This window comes from Streptomyces sp. NPDC039465 (assembly GCF_055639315.1).
In genome coordinates this window covers 164,109-185,310 of the sequence record NZ_JBVKAP010000010.1, presented here as the reverse complement: position 1 = coordinate 185,310, position 21,202 = coordinate 164,109, and the positions used below count along the sequence as shown (strand labels likewise).

At 71.5% G+C, this 21,202-nt stretch carries 19 protein-coding genes and 1 riboswitch; of the genes, 7 read left to right on the top strand and 12 right to left on the bottom strand.

The features are described from left to right. The first annotated feature begins 33 nt into the window (after positions 1 to 33). Positions 34 to 1,935 (top strand): AAA family ATPase, encoded by a 1,902-nt coding sequence (locus ACZ7LT_RS28780; protein WP_471239024.1) that lies wholly within the window; start codon positions 34 to 36, stop codon positions 1,933 to 1,935. 19 nt (positions 1,936 to 1,954) lie between these two features. On the opposite strand, the gene ACZ7LT_RS28775 is transcribed toward ACZ7LT_RS28780, so the two are convergent. From ACZ7LT_RS28775 to ribD, 10 genes are all read right to left on the bottom strand, one after another. Beyond that, complete coding sequence (locus ACZ7LT_RS28775; protein WP_471239023.1) at positions 1,955 to 3,046, bottom strand: hemolysin family protein; 1,092 nt, start codon at positions 3,044 to 3,046, stop codon at positions 1,955 to 1,957. Continuing rightward, a complete protein-coding gene (locus ACZ7LT_RS28770) occupies positions 3,043 to 4,383 on the bottom strand; it encodes a hemolysin family protein (RefSeq protein ID WP_471239022.1) in 1,341 nt (446 codons plus the stop codon). Before ACZ7LT_RS28770 ends, ACZ7LT_RS28775 begins: the two co-directional genes overlap by 4 nt. 205 nt (positions 4,384 to 4,588) lie before the next feature. Then, the gene (locus ACZ7LT_RS28765; RefSeq protein WP_471239021.1) at positions 4,589 to 5,044 is read right to left on the bottom strand and encodes a PH domain-containing protein; all 456 of its coding nucleotides are present in this window, start codon (positions 5,042 to 5,044) and stop codon (positions 4,589 to 4,591) included. 24 nt (positions 5,045 to 5,068) lie between these two features. Further along, positions 5,069 to 5,917, bottom strand: coding sequence for an ATP phosphoribosyltransferase (gene hisG / locus ACZ7LT_RS28760; protein WP_471239020.1), 849 nt, complete (start codon positions 5,915 to 5,917; stop codon positions 5,069 to 5,071). Between the two features lie 48 nt (positions 5,918 to 5,965). Further along, a complete protein-coding gene (locus tag ACZ7LT_RS28755) occupies positions 5,966 to 6,238 on the bottom strand; it encodes a phosphoribosyl-ATP diphosphatase (RefSeq protein WP_019884780.1) in 273 nt (90 codons plus the stop codon). A 33-nt stretch (positions 6,239 to 6,271) separates the two neighbouring features. Next, a complete protein-coding gene (gene ribH, locus ACZ7LT_RS28750) occupies positions 6,272 to 6,757 on the bottom strand; it encodes a 6,7-dimethyl-8-ribityllumazine synthase (protein ID WP_471239019.1) in 486 nt (161 codons plus the stop codon). A gap of 28 nt (positions 6,758 to 6,785) precedes the next feature. After that, on the bottom strand, positions 6,786 to 8,060 hold the full coding sequence (locus ACZ7LT_RS28745; protein WP_471239018.1) for a bifunctional 3,4-dihydroxy-2-butanone-4-phosphate synthase/GTP cyclohydrolase II: 1,275 nt from the start codon (positions 8,058 to 8,060) through the stop codon (positions 6,786 to 6,788). Beyond that, complete coding sequence (locus ACZ7LT_RS28740; RefSeq protein ID WP_471239077.1) at positions 8,057 to 8,635, bottom strand: nicotinamide mononucleotide transporter family protein; 579 nt, start codon at positions 8,633 to 8,635, stop codon at positions 8,057 to 8,059. Before ACZ7LT_RS28740 ends, ACZ7LT_RS28745 begins: the two co-directional genes overlap by 4 nt. Before the next feature lie 56 nt (positions 8,636 to 8,691). Then, the gene (locus ACZ7LT_RS28735) at positions 8,692 to 9,300 is read right to left on the bottom strand and encodes a riboflavin synthase (protein ID WP_471239017.1); all 609 of its coding nucleotides are present in this window, start codon (positions 9,298 to 9,300) and stop codon (positions 8,692 to 8,694) included. A gap of 2 nt (positions 9,301 to 9,302) precedes the next feature. After that, the gene (ribD, locus tag ACZ7LT_RS28730; RefSeq protein WP_471239016.1) at positions 9,303 to 10,391 is read right to left on the bottom strand and encodes a bifunctional diaminohydroxyphosphoribosylaminopyrimidine deaminase/5-amino-6-(5-phosphoribosylamino)uracil reductase RibD; all 1,089 of its coding nucleotides are present in this window, start codon (positions 10,389 to 10,391) and stop codon (positions 9,303 to 9,305) included. A gap of 157 nt (positions 10,392 to 10,548) precedes the next feature. After that, a riboswitch (FMN riboswitch) is annotated at positions 10,549 to 10,678 on the bottom strand. Between the two features lie 249 nt (positions 10,679 to 10,927). Between ribD and ACZ7LT_RS28725 the strand changes: the two genes are divergently transcribed. The 5 genes from ACZ7LT_RS28725 to ACZ7LT_RS28705 all read left to right on the top strand — a co-directional run bounded on the left by ACZ7LT_RS28725 (position 10,928) and on the right by ACZ7LT_RS28705 (position 17,677). Further along, positions 10,928 to 13,273: a chitinase C-terminal domain-containing protein gene (locus ACZ7LT_RS28725; RefSeq protein ID WP_471239015.1), complete on the top strand. Its 2,346-nt coding sequence runs from the start codon at positions 10,928 to 10,930 to the stop codon at positions 13,271 to 13,273. Positions 13,274 to 13,350: 77 nt separating this feature from the next. Beyond that, positions 13,351 to 14,091 (top strand): SDR family oxidoreductase, encoded by a 741-nt coding sequence (locus ACZ7LT_RS28720; protein WP_471239014.1) that lies wholly within the window; start codon positions 13,351 to 13,353, stop codon positions 14,089 to 14,091. 127 nt (positions 14,092 to 14,218) lie between these two features. Next, positions 14,219 to 15,424: an MFS transporter gene (locus tag ACZ7LT_RS28715; RefSeq protein ID WP_471239013.1), complete on the top strand. Its 1,206-nt coding sequence runs from the start codon at positions 14,219 to 14,221 to the stop codon at positions 15,422 to 15,424. Positions 15,425 to 15,528: 104 nt separating this feature from the next. Then, the gene (locus ACZ7LT_RS28710) at positions 15,529 to 16,923 is read left to right on the top strand and encodes a uracil-xanthine permease family protein (protein ID WP_471239012.1); all 1,395 of its coding nucleotides are present in this window, start codon (positions 15,529 to 15,531) and stop codon (positions 16,921 to 16,923) included. A gap of 64 nt (positions 16,924 to 16,987) precedes the next feature. Next, positions 16,988 to 17,677, top strand: a complete 690-nt coding sequence (locus ACZ7LT_RS28705; RefSeq protein WP_471239011.1) for a DUF5995 family protein — start codon at positions 16,988 to 16,990, stop codon at positions 17,675 to 17,677. Between the two features lie 79 nt (positions 17,678 to 17,756). Here the strand turns inward: ACZ7LT_RS28705 and ACZ7LT_RS28700 are convergent, their stop codons facing one another. Together ACZ7LT_RS28700 and ACZ7LT_RS28695 are read right to left on the bottom strand one after the other, a co-directional pair. Beyond that, entirely contained in the window at positions 17,757 to 19,451 is a 1,695-nt protein-coding gene (locus tag ACZ7LT_RS28700) for a flavin monoamine oxidase family protein (protein ID WP_471239010.1), read from the bottom strand. Between the two features lie 56 nt (positions 19,452 to 19,507). Then, positions 19,508 to 20,314, bottom strand: coding sequence for a carbon-nitrogen hydrolase family protein (locus ACZ7LT_RS28695; RefSeq protein WP_471239009.1), 807 nt, complete (start codon positions 20,312 to 20,314; stop codon positions 19,508 to 19,510). Between the two features lie 275 nt (positions 20,315 to 20,589). Here ACZ7LT_RS28695 and ACZ7LT_RS28690 point away from each other — a divergent pair, with 275 nt between their 5' ends. After that, complete coding sequence (locus ACZ7LT_RS28690) at positions 20,590 to 21,138, top strand: hypothetical protein (RefSeq protein ID WP_471239008.1); 549 nt, start codon at positions 20,590 to 20,592, stop codon at positions 21,136 to 21,138. Positions 21,139 to 21,202 lie beyond the last annotated feature (64 nt).

Sequence of the window (21,202 nt, the reverse complement as noted above, 5' to 3'; positions counted from 1 at the left end):
ACAGCAACGGGGGCACGGTTTGTGGGGGACCCGATGGACATCGGCACGCAGGGCACACAGGCCCCGGCCGACCTCGCCTGGCTGCGCGGCGTCGACGCCTACACGATGGGGGCGTACCCCCAGGCCGAGGAGGAGTTCCGGGCCGCGGTGCGGCTCGATCCCGGAATGGCCGACGGCTGGCTCGGGCTCCACGCGCTGCGGGTCGACACGACCACCGCGCTGCTGCGGATGTTCCGCAACCGCGAGCGCTTCGGCGAACAGCGCAGCCGCCACCGCCGGACCCTGAACTCCTGGTACTGGCTGGGCTGGTGGGTCCAGCCCGTCCTGGAGAGCCCGCGCGATCTGCTGCTCGCCCATGCCTCGCACTGGCTGGACGGCCGCCATGTGCCCGAGCTGGACCGGGCCCTCGCGGGCCTGCCGCCCGTCGACACGGATCCCCATGTGCGCTTCCTGCACGCCTGCCGGGCCTATCTGGTCAAGGACTGGGAACAGCTCGTGCGGCACACCGAGCCGCTGGTCGACGACCCCCTGCTGGGGATCGAGGCGGGTCTCTTCGGCGGGATGGCACGTGTGCGTATGGAGATGTACGGGCAGGCCGAGCCGCTGCTCTCCGCGGCGCTGATGCGCTGCCGCAGCGAGCAGCCGCAGCGCAAGGAGCTGCGGTACTGGCTGGCCCGCGCCCACGAGGGCACCGGCCGCAGCGCCGCCGCCCTGCCGCTCTATCGGGCCGTGCACCGCGTCGATCCGGCCTTCATGGACACCTCCGCCCGGCTCGCCGCGATCACCGAGTACGACGGCTTCGACGGCACCGACGACCCGGGCGGGCTCGCCGCGGTCTCCCTCGGCGGACTCGGTCAGGACACCGCCGACGTCCAGGACCGCCCGGACACCTCGCCCGGCGAGGGCCTGCGGCTCGGACCGGAGACCCCGCCGCAGCAGCCCGCCCAGAACCCCGGTCCGCCGGCGCCGCCGGACGGCGTACGGGAGAAGGCCGGCATCCCCGTCCAGCCGGCGCCGCCGCGCTTTCCGGCGAGCGCCACCGACCCCGTCCTGCTGGCGGCGGCCCTCGCCGAGCTGGAGCGGATGGTGGGTCTTGAGCCGGTGAAGCGGCAGGTGAAGGCGCTCTCCGCGCAGCTGGAGATGGCGCGGCTGCGGGCGAGCCAGGGGCTGCCCGTCCAGCCGCCGAAACGTCACTTTGTTTTCTCCGGTCCCTCTGGCACCGGGAAGACCACGGTGGCCCGGATTCTCGGGCGGGTCTTCTACGCCCTCGGACTGCTTGGCGGCGACCATCTCGTGGAGGCCCAGCGGGCCGATCTGGTGGGCGAGTTCCTCGGCCAGACCGCGGTGAAGGCCAACGAGCTGATCGACTCGGCGCTCGGCGGGGTGCTCTTCGTGGACGAGGCGTACGCCCTGTCCAACTCCGGCTACAGCAAGGGTGACGCGTACGGCGACGAGGCGCTGCAGGTGCTGCTCAAGCGCGCCGAGGACAACCGCGACCATCTGGTGGTGATCCTCGCCGGCTACCCCGAGGGCATGGACCGGCTCCTGGCCACCAATCCGGGCCTGTCCTCCCGTTTCACGACCCGCGTGGACTTCCCCTCGTACCGCCCGCTCGAACTCACCGCGATCGGGGAGGTGCTCGCCGCCGAGAACGGCGACGTGTGGGACGAGGAGGCGCTCGACGAGCTGCGCTCGATCAGCGGCCATGTGGTGGAACAGGGGTGGATCGACGAGCTGGGCAACGGGCGTTTTCTGCGCACGCTGTACGAGAAGTCCTGCGCGTACCGCGATCTGCGGCTGTCCGGCTACGCGCTGACCCCGACCCGGGACGATCTGGCCACGTTGCGGCTGCCGGATCTGATGCAGGCCTACGGCGAGGTCCTGTCGGGCCGCGGCCCGGTGGACCAAGGGCCGCAGGACCCGCCCGGTATGTGAACCGGGCGGGCCCGACGGCTCAGTGGGTGAGCACGCCCGGCTGCGGTGCCGGGCGGGGCTCCGCGACGGTGGCCGCCGGCGGGGCGGCCACCCGGTGGGAGGGGTCCCGTACCTCGCCGACCAGGGTCTCCAGGACGTCCTCCAGGGCGACAAGACCGAGCACCCGCCCCGACGCGTCGGCGACCTGGGCGAGATGGGTCGCCGCGCGCCGCATCACGGTCAGCGCGTCGTCGAGCGGCAGCTCGGCCCGTACGGTCGCCATGGGCCGCCAGAGGTGTTGCGGGACGGCCCGCTCGCCGTCCTCCAGCTCCAGCACGTCCTTGACGTGCACGAAGCCCATGAACCGGCCGCCGCCTTCGGCGCACACCGGGAAGCGGGAGAAGCCGGTGCGTACGGTCAGCTCCTCCACCTGCCGGGGCGTGACCGTGGGCGCCACGGTCACCAGCGCGGAGCGGCGGATGAGGACATCGGTGACCGGGCGGCTGCCCAGCTCCAGCGCGTCCTCCAAGCGCTCCTGCTCGGCCGGGTCGAGCAGGCCGGCGAGACCGGCGTCCTCGACGAGCTTGCCGAGCTGGTCGCTGGTGAAGACGGCCTCCACCTCGTCCTTCGGCTCGACCCGGAAGAGCCTCAGGATCTGCCGGGCGCAGGCGTCCAGGCCGCGGGTGACCGGCCGGCAGATCCGGGCGAAGCCCACCAGGCCGGGGCTCAGGAGCAGCGCGGTCCGCTCGGGGGCCGCCATGGCGAGGTTCTTCGGGACCATCTCGCCGATGACGAGGTGGAGGAAGACGACCACCGCGAGGGCGATGACGAAGCCCAGCGGGTGGACCAGGCCCTCGGGGACCCGGGCGGCGTGGAAGACCGGTTCCAGGAGGTGGGCGACGGTCGGCTCGGCGACCGCGCCGAGGGTGAGGGAGCAGACGGTGATGCCGAACTGCGCGGCGGCCATCATCTGCGGCAGGTTCTCCAGGCCGTACAGCACCTGGCGGGCCCGGGCGGTGCCGAGCGGTTCGATCTGGCTGCGGCGTACGGAGACGAGGGCGAACTCGGCGCCCACGAAGAAGCCGTTGCCGAGGACCAGCAGGGCGGCGAAGAGCAGCTGGAGGAGGCTCATCGGACGGCCTCCGCGATGTCGGCGGTCCGGGTGGTGCGCACGAGGCGGACGCGGTCGGCGCGGTAGCGCTCGACCTGCCGGACGGACAGGCGCCAGCCGGGAAGTTCGGCGCGGTCCCCCGGGGCGGGGATCCGGCCGAGCAGGTCGGCGACGAGCCCGGCGACGGTCTCGTACGGCCCGTCGGGGACGTCGAGTCCTATCCGGCGCAGGGTGTGGACGCGGCAGCTGCCGTCGGCCTCCCACGCGGGGTGGCCGTCCTCGGCGGCGACGGGGGCCAGCTCGGGGCGGGCGTCGCCGTCCGTGTCGTGCTCGTCGCGTACCTCGCCGACGAGCTCCTCGACGATGTCCTCAAGGGTCACCACCCCGGCCGTGCCGCCGTACTCGTCGACGACGACGGCGATCGGCTGCTCGCGGCGGAGCCGGTCCAGGAGCGCCTGCGCGGGCAGCGTCTCGGGGACGAGCAGCGGCGGAACGGCGATCCGGCCGACGGGGACGCGGGAGCGTTCGCGCCGGGGGACGGCGAGCGCGTCCTTAAGGTGGACCATGCCGGTGATCTCGTCGATCCGGGTCCGGTACACCGGGAAACGCGACAGGCCGGTGGCCCGGGTGAGGTTGAGGACGTCGGCGGCGGTCGCGTCCCACTGGAGGGCGCTGACCTTGACCCGGGGGGTCATGACGTCCCGGGCGGTGAGCCCGCCCAGGGTGAGCGTACGTACGAAGAGGTCGGCGGTGTCCTGTTCCAGGGCGCCCGCCCGGGCCGAGTGGCGGGCCAGGGAGACCAGCTCGCCGGGGGTACGGGCGGAGGCCAGCTCCTCGGCGGGCTCCACCCCGAGGAGGCGGACGAGCTGGTTGGCGACCGCGTTGAGCAGGGTGATGACCGGCCGGAAGACGGTTGAGAAGAGGTGCTGCGGTCCGGCGACGAACCGCGCGACCTGGAGCGGCCGGGAGACCGCCCAGTTCTTGGGGACGAGTTCGCCGATCACCATCTGGACGGCGGAGGCGAGCAGCATGCCCACCACCACCGCGATGCCGGAGACGGCGCCCTGGGGCAGTCCGGTGGCGGTCAGCGGCCCGTCGAGGAGACCGGCGAGCGCGGGCTGGGCCAGCATGCCGATGACGAGCGAGGTGAGGGTGATGCCGAGCTGGGTGCCGGAGAGCTGGAACGACAGCTCGCGCAGGGCCCGTACGACACCGCGGGCGCGGCGGTCGCCGCTCGCGGCGGCCCGTTCGGCGTCCGCCTTCTCGACGGTGACGAGTCCGAATTCGGCGGCCACGAAGAAGCCGTTGGCCAGGATGAGAAGGAATGCCGCGGTGAGCAGCAGCAGAGAGACGATCATGCCGCCGGCTCCAGGGAGGGGGCGGCGCAGGTACTACCGGACGATCCGTCCATTGCCGGAGGGAGTCACTCCTCGGGTCGCAGGAGCCCCGCGGGCCGTGTGGCGTGGCCGGATGGTGCGGGGCGGGGCGCACTCGGCGCCGCCGCCCCAAGAGTAATCACGCGGGAGCCACCCCCGGCAGGGGGGCGGCGCCCGTCCGGGGGACTCAGGCGCCTTCCGCGCCGGTCCCGCGGCTGTCCGCGAGGGCCCGCAGCGCGCGGGCGTCGCGGATGGCCTGCTGCTTGGCCACACCGGGCTGGATGCCCAGTGCGGGCAGGCTGGTGCCGTCGCTCAGATCGAGGAAGACCCAGGGGTCTCCGGGCCGCAGATTGACCCGGAGGATTTCCGCCCAGGCCAGTCGGCGCGTCCGGGTGATGTTGACGACGGTGACCCCGGCGTCGTCGGCGACGACCTTGGGGCGGCTCAGCATCGCGAGGACGCCGAGGAAGAGCGCGGCGGTGAAGACGAAGCTGACGCGCTCCCCCGGGCCGAGCTTCTCCAGCATCAGCGCGACGGCGGTGAGGACGACGAACATCGCCGTCCCCACGGTCAGCAGGACGACCCGGGTGCGGGTCGGCCGGAACGTGACCGGCAGGGAGGGCAGTTGGGGTTCGGCAGACATCGGCGGTGCGGTTCCTTCGGGCCCTCAGAGGCGGCAGGCGTGGATGGCCGTCGTCAGGATGGCGCGGGCGCCGAGCGCGTACAGATCGTCCATGATCCGCTGCGCGTCCTTGGCGGGGACCATGGCGCGGACGGCGACCCAGCCCTCGTTGTGCAGCGGGGAGACCGTGGGCGACTCGAGTCCGGGGGTGAGGGCGACGGCCTGCTCCAGGTGCTCGGCGCGGCAGTCGTAGTCCATCATCACGTAGCTGCGGGCGACCAGGACGCCCTGGAGGCGGCGCAGGAACTGCTGGACCTGCGGGTCGTCGGCGACGGCTCCGGCTCGGCGCACGACGACGGCCTCGGACTTGAGGATCGGCTCGCCGATGACCTCAAGGCCGGCGTTGCGCAGCGAGGTGCCGGTCTCCACCACGTCCGCGATGACCTCGGCGACGCCCAGCTGGATGGCGGTCTCGACCGCGCCGTCCAGGTGGACGACGGAGGCGTCGATGCCCTGCTCGGCGAGGTGCTTGGCGACGATGCCCTCGTACGAGGTCGCGATGGTCATCCCGCCGAAGTCCGCCGGGCCCTTGGCGGTGCCCGGGCGGGTGGCGTAGCGGAACGTGGAGCGGCCGAAGTTCAGCGGGAGGATCTCCTCCGCGTTGGCGCCGGAGTCCAGCAGCAGGTCACGGCCGGTGATGCCGATGTCGAGCTTGCCGGAGGCGACGTAGATCGCGATGTCCTTCGGCCGCAGGTAGAAGAACTCGACCTCGTTGTCGGGGTCGATGACGACCAGTTCCTTGGACTCCTTGCGCTGGCGGTAGCCGGCCTCATGGAGCATCTCCGACGCAGGTCCGGAGAGGGAACCCTTGTTGGGGACGGCGATGCGCAGCATGGGATGAGCTTCCTTTGCCTGGGAGTCTTCTGGGAAGTGGGTGGGTGCTCAGAGGTGGGCGTAGACGTCGTCGAGCGAGATCCCGCGGGCGACCATCATCACCTGGACGTGGTACAGCAGCTGCGAGATCTCCTCGGCGGCGGCTTCCTTGCCCTCGTACTCGGCGGCCATCCAGACCTCGGCGGCCTCTTCGACGACCTTCTTGCCGATGGCATGGACGCCCTTGTCCACCAGTTCCGCGGTGCGGGAGGTGGCAGGGTCGCCGTTCGCGGCCTTGAGCTGGAGCTCCGCGAAGAGCTCTTCGAAGGTTTTGTTCGCCATGATGTCCTAAGAGTACGGGCTACGGATCTGCACCTAGCGCCAGGGTTCGCTGACCGTGCGCAGCGTGGTCGCGGTGGCGACTGCGGCGGTGACCGCCTCGTGCCCCTTGTCCTCGGTGGAGCCCTCGAGGCCGGCGCGGTCCAGCGCCTGCTCCTCGGTGTCGCAGGTCAGCACGCCGAAGCCGACGGGTACGCCGGTGTCGATGGAGACCTGGGTGAGGCCGTTGGTCACGCCCTGGCACACATACTCGAAGTGCGGGGTACCGCCCCGGATGACGACGCCGAGCGCGACGATGGCATCGTAACCGCGGCCGGCGAGGACCTTCGCCACCACCGGCAGTTCGAAGCTGCCGGGGACACGCAGGAGCGTGGGCTCGTCGATGCCGAGCTCATGCAGCGCGCGCAGGGCGCCGTCGACGAGACCGTCCATGATCTTCTCGTGCCACTGTGCCGCGATCACGGCGACCCGGAGGTCGCCGCAGTTCTTCACGCTGAGGACGGGTGCGCCCTTGCCGCTCATTTCTCTCCTCGTTCCTTGAAGCTCTGACTTACTGGTTGCCGCAGGTCGATGCCTTGGAGGCATCGAGCCACGGCAGGTCGTGCCCCATCCGGTCGCGCTTGGTGCGCAGGTACCGGAGGTTGTGTTCGCCGGCCTGGACGGGCATGGGCTCGCGCCCCTGGACCTTCAGTCCGTGCCGGACCAGTGCGGCGGTCTTCTCGGGGTTGTTGGTCATCAGCCGCAGGCTGCGGACGCCGAGATCGACGAGGATCTGGGCGCCGGCGCCGTAGTCCCGGGCGTCGGCGGGCAGGCCGAGCTCCAGGTTGGCGTCGAGGGTGTCACGGCCGCGCTCCTGGAGCTCGTACGCGCGCAGCTTGGACAGCAGCCCGATGCCCCGGCCCTCGTGGCCGCGGAGATAGACCACGACGCCGCGGCCGGCCTCGGTGATGCGCTCCATGGAGGCCTGGAGCTGGGGTCCGCAGTCGCAGCGCAGCGAGTGGAAGATGTCGCCGGTCAGGCACTCGGAGTGGACCCGGACCAGGATGTCCTCGCCGTCGCCGAGGTCGCCGTGGACGAGGGCGACGTGCTCGACGCCGTCGACGGTGGAGCGGTAGCCGTAGGCGGTGAAGTCGCCGTGGGCGGTGGGCAGGGCGACCTCGGCCTCGCGGCGCACGGTCGGCTCGCTGGAGCGGCGGTAGGCGATCAGGTCCTCGATGGAGATGATCGTCAGGCCGTGCTTGCGGGCGAAGGGGATCAGCTCGGGCAGGCGGAGCATCACGCCGTCCTCGCCGGCGATCTCGACGATCGCTCCGGCCGGCCGGAGCCCGGCGAGCCGGGCGAGGTCGACGGCGGCCTCGGTGTGGCCGTTGCGGACCAGGACTCCGCCGGGCTTGGCGCGCAGCGGGAAGATGTGCCCGGGGCGGACGAAGTCGGACGGCTGGTGCTCGCCGCTCGCCAGCATGCGCAGGGTGGTGGCGCGGTCGGCTGCGGAGATGCCGGTGGTGACACCGTGGGCGGGGCCGGCGTCGACGGAGACGGTGAAGGCGGTCCGCATCGACTCGGTGTTGTGCTCGACCATCTGCGGCAGCTCGAGCCGGTCGAGCTCGACGCCCTCCATGGGGGCGCAGATCAGTCCGCGGCACTCGCTCATCATGAAGGCGACGATCTCGGGGGTGGCCTTCTCGGCGGCGATGACGAGGTCGCCCTCGTTCTCGCGGTCCTCGTCGTCGACGACGACGACGGGGCGGCCGGCGGCGATGTCACTGATGGCCTGCTCGACGGGGTCGAGGGCGAGGTCGGCGTCCCAGAGGGAGAGAGAACTCATGCGGGTGTTCCTTCCAGAACCGGAGCCGTGCGGGAACGGAGCCACCAGTCGCGCATACCCCAGACGACGAGGGCGAAGTAGATGACGTAGACGACGCCGGAGAAGGCGAGCCCGCTGTTGAAGGCGAGCGGGACGCCCACCAGGTCGACCAGGAGCCAGGCGAACCAGAACTCGACCAGGCCGCGGGCCTGGGCGACCATCGCGACGAGGGTGCCGACGAAGATGTACGCGTCGGCCCAGGGGCTCCAGGAGAGCGAGGGGTACGCGGTGAACAGGCCGCCGACGGCCAGGGTGCCGAGCACCGCGCCGCCCAGCAGCAGCCCGCGCTCCTTCCAGGTGGCGAAGCGGACGGCGATGGAGCCGTCCTGGGCCTGCTGCCGGCCTCGGGTCCACTGGTGCCAGCCCCAGGCGGCCACGCCGATGACCAGGACCTGCTTGCCGACGCCGCCGGTGAGGTGGGCGGAGGCGTAGGCGCCGACGAGGATCAGACCGGAGAGCAGCTGAGCCGGCCAGGTCAGGACCGAGCGCCGCCACCCAAGGGCCAGGGCGATGAGCCCGATCGTGTTGCCGATCATGTCGGACCACAGGATGTGCTGGCCGAGGACGGTGAACGCCTCGGAGTTCAGCCAGTTCACTTGACGTTCTCCTGGGCGTTGGGGCCGAGCAGCCGCTCGACGTACTTGGCGATGACGTCGACCTCGAGGTTCACCGGGTCGCCGCTCTGCTTGATGCCGAGCGTGGTCAGGGCGAGGGTGGTCGGGATGAGGCTGACCGTGAAGTGGTCGGCCGCCGCGTCGACGACGGTGAGGCTGATGCCGTCGACGGTGATCGAGCCCTTCTCGACGACGTAGCGGGAGAGCTGGGCGGGGAGCGAGATCTTGACGATCTCCCAGTTCTCGGAGGGGGTCCGGTCGAGAACGGTGCCGACGCCGTCGACGTGGCCCTGCACGATGTGGCCACCGAGGCGCTCGCCGACGGCCATGGGCCGTTCCAGGTTGACCCTGGAGCCGGCCTCCAGCGCGCCGAGGCTGGACCGCTTCAGCGTCTCGGCCATCACGTCGGCGGTGAACTCGCCGTCCGCCGTCTCCACGACCGTGAGACAGACACCGTTGACGGCGATGGAGTCGCCGTGCTTGGCGCCTTCCGTGACCAGGGGGCCGCGCAGGCGGAAGCGGGAGGCATCGGCCAGCTTCTCGACGGCGGTGACCTCGCCCAGTTCTTCGACGATTCCGGTGAACACGCTCAGGCTCCCTTGGGGGTGGCGGTGATTCGCAGGTCGGGGCCGATGCGGACGGCCTCGGTCACATCGAGGCGCAGCGCATCGGAGATGGTGGTGATTCCGGCGTCGGCGAGGGCGGTGGGGCCCGCGCCGAGGAGGGCCGGGGCGAGGTAGGCGACGATCTGGTCGACGGCGCCCGCGGCGACGAAGGCGCCGGCCAGGGTCGGCCCGCCTTCGAGAAGGACGGAGCGGACGCCCTGCTGGTGGAGCGCCGCGAGGAGTTCGGGGATGTCGAGGCCGCCGCCGGGTGCGCGGGGCAGCCGCCAGGTCTCGGGGAAGTGGACGGTCTCCTCCGGGATCAGGTCCTCGGCCACGGCGATCACGGTGCGCGCCGCGTCGTCGAGGACGCGCGCCCCCGGCTTCACGGCAGTGGCGTCGGTGTCGACGACGACCCGCAGGGGCTGTACGGCTCCCTCGATGCCGCGGACCGCGAGGTGCGGGTCGTCGGCGCGGGCGGTGCCGGAGCCGACGATCACGGCGTCGGCCTCGGCGCGCAGCCGGTGGACGTCGGCGCGGGACTCGGGCGAGCTGATCCAGCGGCTGGTGCCGTCCGCGGCGGCGATCCTGCCGTCGAGGGTGGCGGCGTACTTCCAGCGGACGAAGGGGCGGCCGCGGCGTACGGAGGTGAGCCAGGCGATGTTGCCGGCCTCCGCCTCGGCCTGGAGCACGCCGGCCTCGACCTCGATCCCGGCCGCCCGCAGGGTGTCGGCGCCGCCCATGGCCTGGGGGTTGGGGTCGGCGACCGCGTGGACGACCCGGGTGACGCCGGCCTCGATCAGGGCCTGGGCGCAGGGGCCGGTGCGGCCGGTGTGGTTACAGGGTTCGAGGGTGACGTAGGCGGTGGCGCCGCGGGCGCGGTCGCCCGCCGCGCGCAGGGCGTGGATCTCGGCGTGCGGGCCGCCGGCGCGCTGGTGGTGGCCCTCGCCCACGATCCGTCCTGCGGCGTCGACGAGGACGCAGCCGACGACGGGGTTGGGGCTGGTGGCGCCGAGTCCGCGGGCGGCGAGCGCGATGGCTCGGCGCATGGCGTCGATGTCGGCCGCTGTGACCACCGGGTCCTCCTGCCTCTTCGGGCACGGACTCCGGGGCTGTCGATGACGACAGAGAAGCGGGTACGACACGTCAGGGGGATGCCAAGGCCGCTGCCACCGGTCACCGAAGACGGTGACCAGCGTCGATACGGCCGGCACACCACTGGGGTGTCACCCGCCGCGCACTGCCTCCCATCCGGACTTTCACCGTCGGTCCAGGAATTTCACCTGGTCAACCGGCCGCTGGCTGCGGACGGGTCGCGGACTATACCGCCGGTTCGGAATTACACCGACCCCGGAGTGCGCTGCTGCTGATACAGGGCCAGTCTGCCACGTCGGCCCGTCGGCCATGCGGGTGAGGGGCTGTGTGCTGGCTCACAGGCCCCTCCATCACCCCCACTTTGGTCCAGACCTATTGACCGACTGGTCTAGTCCTCTTAATCTCTGCGTCACCTCCGAAGGTACGGGCCTGCGGTGTGCGCACATCTGGGCCCAACACGACCCACCGCACGACCAGTTGTGTTTGCTGCCCTCCCCTATCCCCAGGAGGACCGATCGTGTTGTCCCCCACCAGAGCGCGAGCCTCGCTGCTCCCCTCCGGCGCGGCCGTCGCCGGACTGCTGCTCAGCTCGCTCGCCGGCGGCGTCTCGCACGCCGCCGACCAGGAGAGCTGTCGCCCCGACGGCCTCTACAAGACACCCGGTGTCGATGTGCCGTACTGCTCGGTCTACGACACCGAGGGCCGCGAGAAGATGGGCGCGGACCACCAGCGCCGTGTCATCGGCTACTTCACGGGCTGGCGCACCGGCAAGAACGGCGAGCCCGCCTATCTGGCCAACAACATCCCGTGGGACAAGATCACCCACATCAATTACGCCTTCGGGCACGTCGGCGGCGACAACAAGCTGTCCGTGGGCCCCGGCGGCGCGGACAACGCCGCCACCGGGATGACCTGGCCCGGTGTCGCGGGCGCCGAGATGGACCCGGCCCTTCCCTACAAGGGCCACTTCAATCTGCTGAACAAATTCAAGAAGCAGCACCCCGACGTCAAGACGCTGATCTCGGTGGGCGGCTGGGCCGAGACCGGCGGCTACTTCGACGCCAGCGGCAACCGGGTGAACTCCGGCGGCTTCTACTCGATGGCCACCAACGCCGACGGTTCGGTCAACCAGGCCGGGATCGACACCTTCGCGGATTCGGCCGTCACGTTCATCAAGAAGTACGGCTTCAACGGCGTCGACATCGACTACGAATACCCGACGACGATGAAGGACGCCGGCAACCCCCTGGACTGGCAGCTCGCCAACGGCCGCCGCGCGGGCCTGGTCAAGGGCTACGCCGCGCTGATGAAGACGCTGCGCGAGAAGCTGGACCGGGCGGGCGCCGCCGACGGCAAGCACTATCTGCTCACGGTCGCCGCGCCGTCCTCCGGCTATCTGCTGCGCGGCATGGAGACCTTCCAGGTCCAGAAGTACCTGGACTACGTCAACATCATGTCCTACGACCTGCACGGCGCCTGGAACGAGTACGTCGGCCCCAACGCCTCGCTCTTCGACGACGGCAAGGACGGGGAGCTCGCCGCCGCGAACGTCTACGGCAGCCAGCAGTACGGCGGGATCGGCTACCTCAACACCGACTGGGCGTACCACTACTTCCGCGGCTCGATGCCGGCCGGCCGCATCAACATCGGCCTGCCGTACTACACCCGCGGCTTCAAGAACGTGCAGGGCGGCACGGACGGACTGTGGGGCAAGGCGCCCGCGGCCACCTGCCCGGCCGGCGCGGGCCTGACCAAGTGCGGTGACGGCGCCGTCGGGATCGACAACCTGTGGCACGACAAGGACACCGCGGGCAAGGAGTCCCCGGCCGGCTCCAACCCCATGTGGCACGCCAAGAACCTGGAGAAGGGCGTCGTCGGCGACTACGTCACGCGGTACGGCTTCCCCGCCGACACCAAGCTGACCGGCACCTACGCCCGTAAGTACGACGCGACGCTGGTCGCGCCGTGGCTGTGGAACGCCGACAAGAAGGTCTTCCTGTCCACCGAGGACGAGCAGTCGGTGGCGGCCAAGGCCGACTACGTGATCGACCGCGGTATCGGCGGCACGATGGTCTGGGAGATGGCCGGCGACTACGACTGGAACGCCGCCAAGGGCCAGTACGAGATGGGCGACACGCTCACCACGCTGATGTACGACAAGTTCAAGTCGGCGAGCCCGTACGGCGCGAAGAAGTCCAACGCGGCCCTGCCGGCCCAAGCGGTGGACGTCGGCGTGGAGTTCACCGACTTCAAGCTGGGTGACTCCAACTACCCGCTGACCCCCAAGATCAAGATCACCAACAACACGAAGACCGCGCTGCCGGGCGGCACCGAGTTCCAGTTCGACTACGTCACGGCCGCGCCGAACAACGCGTCCGACCAGTCCGGCTTCGGCACGAAGGTGATCAGCAGCGACCACACCGGCAGCAACGTGGGCGGTCTGAAGGGCGACTTCCACCGGGTGTCCCTGAAGCTCCCGGCCTGGCAGTCGCTGGCCCCCGGCGCCTCGGTGGACCTGGCGTTCAACTACTACCTGCCGGTGTCCACGCCGTCGAACTGGACCGTGACCGTCGGCGGGAAGAAGTACGCCCTCACCGGCGACCTGGCGCGCGGCACGACGGTGGTCGAGCCCGGTACGGGCCCCGGCCCGTCCCCGGACCCGACGAACCCGACGCCCACCCCGACTCCGACACCGACCCCGGGCGCCTGCGCGGCCCCCGCGTGGAGCGCGGCGTCCGAGTACGGCGGCGGCGCGACCGTCTCGCACAAGGCGCACACCTGGAAGGCGAAGTGGTGGACGAAGGGCGAGGAGCCCGGTACCACCGGTGAATGGGGGGTGTGGCAGGACCTGGGCGCCTGCTGACCCCGTACGAAACGCCCGGCGGCGGTTTCACGGCCCTTGCCGTCGCCGGGTCCGGGCCCCTCTGCCAGGCTGCTCGGGTGAGCACGATTCTGGTGACCGGCGGCACCGGCACCCTCGGGCGGCTGACGACCGTACGCCTGCGGGCCGAGGGCCACGAGGTGCGCGTGCTGAGCCGGCACGCCGAGACGTACCCCGTCGATCTGCGGACGGGCAAGGGCCTGGACGCCGCCCTCGACGGGGTGGACACGGTCGTGCACTGCGCGAGCGCGCCGCGCGGCGACGAGCGGGCGGCCCGGCGGCTGGTCGCGGCGGCGCGGCGGGCCGGTGTGGGGCATCTGGTCTACATCTCGATCGTAGGGGTGGACCGGGTGCCCCTCGGCTATTACCGGGCCAAACGCGCCGTCGAGCGGCTGGTCGAGGAGTCGGGCCTTGGCTTCACCGTGCTGCGTACGACCCAGTTCCACGATCTGGTGCTGCGGCTGCTGCGCGACATGGCCCGCTCGCCGCTGATGCCGGTGCCGGCCGGGGTGCCGATGCAGCCGGTGGAGGTCGAGGAGGTGGCCGCCCGGCTGTCCGAGCTGGCCATGGGGCCGCCCGCCGGGCGGGTGCCGGAGATGGGCGGCCCGCAGATCCTGTCCTTCCACGACCTGGCGGGCCTGTATCTGTGGGCGAGCGGCCGCGGCCGGGTGCGCGTCCCCTTCACCCTGCCGGGCGCCACGTTCACGGCGCTGCGGCAGGGCGGACTGCTGACCCCCGAACGGCGGGTCGGCCTGCGCACCTTCCCCGAATTCCTGGCCCGGTCCCAGATGTCCCGCTGAGCGCCCGGGCCTGACGGCCTCAGCCGGCCGCCGGAAACAGGGCGTCCCGGGCCGCGCCGACGGCCGGGCGCCGGGCGATATTTTTACGGGCCGCACGACGGCATGGTTCGGTTCCCGGGGAGGGTGTATGGCGGGCGAGGCACAGTTCGGTACGGAGCGGCTGCGGCGGGCGAGGTTCGCCGTCGCCGCGATCTTCTGCGTGCACGGCTCGGTCACCGGCAGCTTCGCCACCCGGATCCCGTGGATCCAGGAGCACGCGGGCGTCAGCCCGGGTCAGCTCGGGCTCGCCCTCGCCTTCCCGGCGATCGGCGCCTCGCTCGCGATGCCACTGGCCGGGGCGGTCAGCCACCGCTTCGGGGCGCGTGCCGCGCTGCGCGGCCTGCTCGTGCTGTGGACGCTCTCGCTGACGCTCCCCTCGCTCGCCCCGAACGTCTACGGGCTGTGCACGGCCCTCTTCGTGTACGGCGCGACCTCCGGGATGTCGGACGTGGCCATGAACGCGCTCGGCGTCGAGCTCGAGAACCGCATGGAGCGGTCGATCATGTCGAGCCTGCACGGCATGTGGAGCGCGGGCGCGCTGATCGGCTCGGCGGGCGGCACGCTCGCCGCGCACCTGGGCGCCGACGCCCGGCTGCACCATCTGCTCGCGGCGCTCGTGCTGACCGTGCTCGGCGTGGTCTTCTGCCAGGGCGTGCTCGACCTGCGCAGCGCGCCGGACGAGGCGCCGCCGCCGCGCTTCGCGCTGCCGCCGAAGTCGGCGCTGGTCATCGGCGCCATCGGCTTCTGCGGGGTCTTCGCGGAGGGGGCGAGCCTGGACTGGTCGGCCGTCTACCTCAAGGACGAGCTCGGGACGTCGGCGGCGCTGGCGGCGGCCTCCACGACGGCGTTCGCGCTGACGATGGCGGTGGCCCGGCTGGTGGGTGACCGGGTGGTGGACCGGTTCGGCGCGGTGCGGACCGTACAGGTCGGGGGCGTGGCGGCGACCGCGGGCGGGGTCCTGGTGGTCACCGCCGCCCATCCCGCTCTCGCGTTGGCCGGTTTCGGGCTGATCGGTCTCGGTGTGGCCGTGGTCGTGCCGCTCGCCTTCGCCGCGGCGGCCCGCAGCGGCCCGAACCCCAGCCAGGCCATCGCGGGCGTCGCCACCATCACGTACACCTCGGGTCTGATCGCCCCCTCGGCGATCGGCGGGCTGGCGGACGTGACCTCGCTGGTGGTGTCCTTCGGGCTGGTGACACTGCTCACCTTCGGGCTGGTGCTGGGCGCCGGGGTACTGCGGCCGGGCGGGCGCGGGAGCGTACCGGCCGACGCGGCTCAGACCGCCGCGCGCCACTGAGGGCACATGACCACCGAAGGCGCCGCCGGCCCGGCACTACCATGGCGGCTGATCTTTTTTCGGCCACCTCCGGCCGGCGGAATCCTCAGAAGTGGAGCCACCCCATGAACCTCGGCGTGCGCTGGACCCTGCACGGCGACGGACGAACACCCGCCCCCGGAGCCGTCGTACGGCCCGACGAGCGGCTGTCCTGGCCCCGTACGGTCGGCCTCGGCGCCCAGCACGTGGTGGCGATGTTCGGGGCGTCGTTCGTCGCCCCGGTGCTCATGGGACTGGACCCCAACCTCGCGATCATGCTCTCCGGTGTCGCGACGATCATCTTCCTGCTCGCCACCCGCGGCACGGTCCCCAGCTATCTGGGCTGCTCGCTCTCGTTCGTCGGCGTGGCCGCGGCGATCCGGGCCTCCGGCGGCACCAGCGCCACCGTCACCGGCGCGGTCCTCGTCGTGGGCCTGGTCCTCTTCCTGGCCGGCCTGGCCGTACGGCGCTTCGGCGCCCGGATCATCCACGCCGCGATGCCTCCCGTGGTGACCGGCGCGGTGGTCATGCTCATCGGCTTCAACCTGGCGCCGGTGACCGCGGCCACCTACTGGCCGCAGGACCAGTGGACCGCCCTGCTCGTGATGCTCTTCACCGGGCTCGCCGTGGTGGCGCTGCGCGGCTTCTGGTCCCGGATCGCGATCTTTCTCGGCCTGGTCTTCGGCTATGCCGTCTCCTGGGTCTTCGACCTGGTCTTCGGCAAGATCCACTCGATGGGGCCCGGCGGGCAGGTCACCGACCACTGGCGGCTCGACCTCTCCGGGGTCGCCAAGGCCGACTGGATCGGGCTGCCGAGCTTCCACGGCCCCAGCTTCGAATGGTCGGCGATCCTGGTCGCCCTCCCCGTCGTCATCGCGCTGATCGCCGAGAACGCCGGACACGTCAAGGCCGTCGGCGAGATGACCGGCGACCCGCTCGACGACAAGCTCGGTACGGCGATCGCCGCCGACGGCGCCGCCTCGATGCTCTCGACCGCGGTGGGCGGCCCGCCGAACACCACGTACTCCGAGAACATCGGCGTCATGGCCGCCACCCGCGTCTACTCGACCGCCGCCTACTGGGCCGCGGCCGGTTTCGCGCTGCTCTTCGGCCTGTGTCCCAAGTTCGGCGCGGTGGTCGCCGCGATCCCCGGCGGTGTGCTCGGCGGCATCACCGTCATCCTCTACGGCATGATCGGCCTGCTCGGCGCCCAGATCTGGATCAACTCCTCGGTCGATCTGCGCAATCCGCTCAACCTCGTGCCGGCCGCCGCCGGCATCATCATCGGCGTCGGCGGGGTGAAGCTCACCTTCACCGACACCTTCGAGCTCGGCGGGATCGCGCTCGGCACCCTCGTCGTGATCACCGGCTACCACGTCCTGCGGGCCTTCGCCCCGGCGCACATGAAGGAGCAGGAGCCCCTGCTCGACTCGGGCACGTCCACGTACGAGAGCGAGGGCGACGGCACCGCCCGGCGGTAATCCGTTCCGGGGGAAGCCGGGCCGCGTACTTTCCGCGGGGCCCGGCTGCTGGGACGCTGCCCCCATGGCGCTGAGCGAGCAGTTCACGACGGTCGACGCGGTGGTGGTGCGGATGCGTGCCTTCCGCGCCGCGTGGCACCCCGAGGACGGGGTGGCGGTCTTCAACCGGGTCTATCTGACCGTCACGGAAGAGATCGGGCGGGCCGTCACGGACGGCGTCTTCCCCGACCGGCGCGCCGCCTCCGCCCTGGGCGTCACCTTCGCCGCGCGCTATCTGGCGGCGGTCGACGCAGCCGCCGCCGGGGGCCGGGCACCCGCCTGCTGGCGCCCCCTGCTCCAGTACCGCCGCCATCCCGGCGTACGGCCCCTGCAGTTCGCCCTCGCCGGGATCAACGCGCACATCGGCCACGACCTGGCCCTGGCCGTGGTCGACACCTGCCGGGCGCTCGGCTGCCAACCGGCCGATCTGGAGGACGAGTTCGACCGGGTCGGCGACATCCTCGCCCTGCTGGAGGAACGGATCCGCGAGGAGCTGATGCCCGGCCCCGACCTGCTTGAGGTCGCCGACCCGCTCACGCATCTGCTGGGCTGCTGGAGCCTGGAGCGGGCCAGGGACGGGGCCTGGCTCGCGGCCCGCTCGCTGTGGCAGCTGCGCAGGCTGCCCGACCTGGCTGAGGAGTTCACCGAACGCCTCGACCGGTCGGTGGGGCTGGTGGGGCGCATGCTGCTCACGCCCCTCGCCCCGCGCGGCTGACGCCGCCCGGCGGGTATGGCAACGGGCCGCCGCCGCGCCCTGGGGAAGGCACGACGACGGCCCGGGTACGGGGGGAGGGTCAGTCCTCCGGCAGCTCGACCGGCGCGATCTCGTCGTAGACGTCGCCCGGGCCCGGGTTGGTCGCGTCGGTCCCGCCGCCGAGGTGGTGCATGACGCCCCACACGGCGTTCAGCGCGGTCTGGATGGCACCCTCGGCCCAGCCGGCGGTCCAGGAGATGTCGTCGCCCGCGAGGAAGATGCCCCGCTTGTCCTCGGGCAGCCGGTCCTGCATGAAGTGGGTGAACAGACGCCGCTGGTAGCGGTAGTGGCCCGGCAGGTTCGCCTTGAACGCGCCCATGAAGTAGGGCTCGTTCTCCCAGGACACGGTCACCGGGTTGCCGATGATGTGCTTGCGGATGTCGACCTTCGGGTAGATCTCGCCGAGCGACTTCAGCATGACCTCCATCCGCTCCTGCGCGGACAGCGGCAGCCACTTGAGGCTGTCGTCGCACCAGGTGTACGAGAGGCAGATGACGGCCGGCTTGTCCGGGCCGTCGTCCAGGAGGTACGTGCCGCGGGTCATCCGGTCGGTGAGCGTCATCGACATGACGTCCCGCCCGGTCTCCTCGTCCTTGTCCAGCCAGAAGGGCCGGTCCACGGGCACGAAGAGCTTCGAGGACTCCATGTAGTGGGTGCGCTCGATCGCCGTCCAGTGGTCGATCGGGAAGAGCGAGTCGTCGCACTCGATCTTCGACAGCAGCATCCAGGACTGCGCGGTGAAGATCGCGGCGCGGTACGTGCGGATGTCGCCGGTCGCGTCGGTGACCGTGATCCCGTTCCCGGCGGTGCGGCCCAGGCGGGTGACGGCCGGCTTCGGCGCACCCTCGTGCAGCGAGGAGAGCGAGGTGCCCTGCGCCCAGTGCACGATCTTCTGCGGCTCGCGCTCCCACAGGCGCAGCGGCAGCTGCTGGGAGCCGCCCACGATGCCGCGGTGGTGGTCGTCCGCCTCGGTGTAGACGACGCGCAGGATCTCCAGGATGGAGTTGGGGAAGTCGGTGTCCCAGCCGCCGGTGCCGAAGCCGACCTGGCCGAAGATCTCGCGGTGACGGAAGGACTTGAAAGCCTCCGACTCGCACAGGAAGCCGTAGAAGGTCTGGTTGTCGAGCTTCTCGACGAGCTTCGACCAGATCTCACGGATGCGCGGGACGTCCCGCTCGCGCATCGCCTGGTTCATGTCGGAGAAGTCGGCGCCCTCGTCCAGGCAGGCGTTCCAGGCGTTCATCACGTCGCGGTAGACCTGCGGCAGGTCGTCGACGGTGACCGCGTAGTGGGACTCGCCCTTGAGGTCGACGACGGTCGACGGGGTGGACTCGGCCAGCGGGTTCGGGAACGGCCGGGTCTCCAGGCCCACCAGGTCGATGTAGTGCTGGAGCGCGGTGGAGGAGGGCGGGAAGCGCATCGCGCCCATCTCAGCGGTGAGCGACGGGTCGCAGCCGTCGAAGCCGACCGTGCGCAGCCGGCCGCCGATCTGGTCGGCCTCGTAGACGACGGGCTTGAGGCCCATCTTCATCAGCTCGTACGCGGCGACGATGCCGGAGAGCCCGCCACCGATGACGGCGACCTCGGTGCCGTGCTCGGTCGCGGGTATCTGGCCGAGCCCGGCCGGGTGGGCCAGGAAGTCGTCGTAGGCGTACGGGAAGTCCGGACCGAACATGGTGATCGGCGGCTGACCGTCGCTGTGGGGGACGGCGGTGGTGGGCACCGTGGACGTCATGGGGTACGGACTCCTTGCACGGACTACGAGGGGAGGGGGGAAGGCGGGGGGCCGGCTCAGATCAGGGAGCCGTAGAGGCCGGGGCGGCGGTCCCGCAGATACGGGTTGTTCGCCCGGGAGGCGGCCAGGAACTCGGGGTCGACGTCCCCGACGACCAGGTCCTCACCGCGGCCGGCGCGGGCCCGGGCGGTGCCGTCGGGGCCGGCGAGGGTGGACAGACCGACGAACTCGAACTCGCCCTCGGGGCCGGTCCGGTTCACATACGCCACGTACATCTGGTTCTCGAAGGCCCGGACGGGCACGACCGACTCGGCGACGAACTGGAAGGGGTGCATCTGCGCGGTGGGCACCAGCAGCAGGTCGGTGCCGGCGAGCGCGTGCGAGCGGACGTTCTCCGGGAACTCGACGTCGTAGCAGATCATCAGGCCGAGCTTCAGCCCGTCCAGCTCCGCCTGGACGACGGACCGCTCACCGGGGGTGAACCACTGCTGCTCGAAGCAGCCGAAGAGGTGGGTCTTGCGGTAGTTCGCGAGCCGGGTGCCGTCGGCACCGATGAGCTGCGCGGAGTTGTAGAGGGTCTCCTCGTCGGCCGGGTCCCGCTCGGGGTAGCCGTAGGCGATGGCCAGGCCGTGGCGTACGGCGATGGCGGCGACGGCCCGGGAGCCGGAGCCGTCGGCGGTCTCGGCGAGCCGGGGCACGTCGTCGTCGATCGCGTAGCCGGTGAGGAAGAGCTCGGGGGTCACCAGCAGCCGGGCCCCGGTCCGCGCGGCACGGGCGGCCGCGTCGTCGAGAGCCGCGAGGTTCGCGGAGACGTCACCGGGCCGTCCGGAGCTCTGGAGCAGGGCGGTGCGCAGCGGCGGCATCGGCAGACCTCTGTCGGGTGAAAGAACGCGTACGGGAGACATCAAAACCGTACGGTTTGCGCTTCGATCCGGACAAGGCGCGACCGTTGCGGACCGACCGTCGAAGCGTTGCGCTGTTGTGGGTCATCGCGGTGATTCATTGCGCGCGACCGGTACCGCAGGTGGAGACCTCCCCCGCCGGACGGCGGAGAGGGGCCGGGACCTGGGCGCGATGTGCGGGGGCGGACCGGCCGGGAGAGTGGTGTCCGTCCACCCCACCTGCTGAAAGGACGCTCATGAACCGCCGTAGGAAGCTGGTCGCGCTGGGCGCGGCCGTACTGATCGCCGCCGGTGCCGCGGGCTCGGCCGTCGCCTCGGGGGATGGCGACGGAGGGGCCCGGGAGGCGGCGGCGGTGACGGGTACGGCGAAGCTCTACCGGACCGAGCCGCACGACATCTCGTTCACCTTCGACGCGCATCTCGCCGCCGAGAACCGGAAAGACCCGTTCGCGGCCACCGGTACCTTCAGCTTCAGCCACCGGTTCCCGAACGGGGAGAGCGGCTGGGCGAAGGCCGATGTCGACTGCCTGCTGACGGGCGGCAAGGTGGCCGTGCTCACGGGTGTCGTCAGCGAGACCGACATCCCGAAGCTGAAGGGCATGCGGCTCGGCATCACGGTGCACGACACGGGCAAGCAGGACCGGCTCGGCTACAGCTGGGCCAGCGTCGGCAGGGCCGACCAGCAGATCAGGGACCTGCCGAAGTGTGTGAGCTCGGCGCCCTACGAGAAGGTGAAGTCGGGCACCGGCGACTTCAAGGTGCTGCCCTGGCAGCCGCCGTACTAGCGGCGTGCCGGCGGGAACCGGCGACCTGAAGGGGCGCGCGGGCCGGACGGGGTGCGGGGCGGAC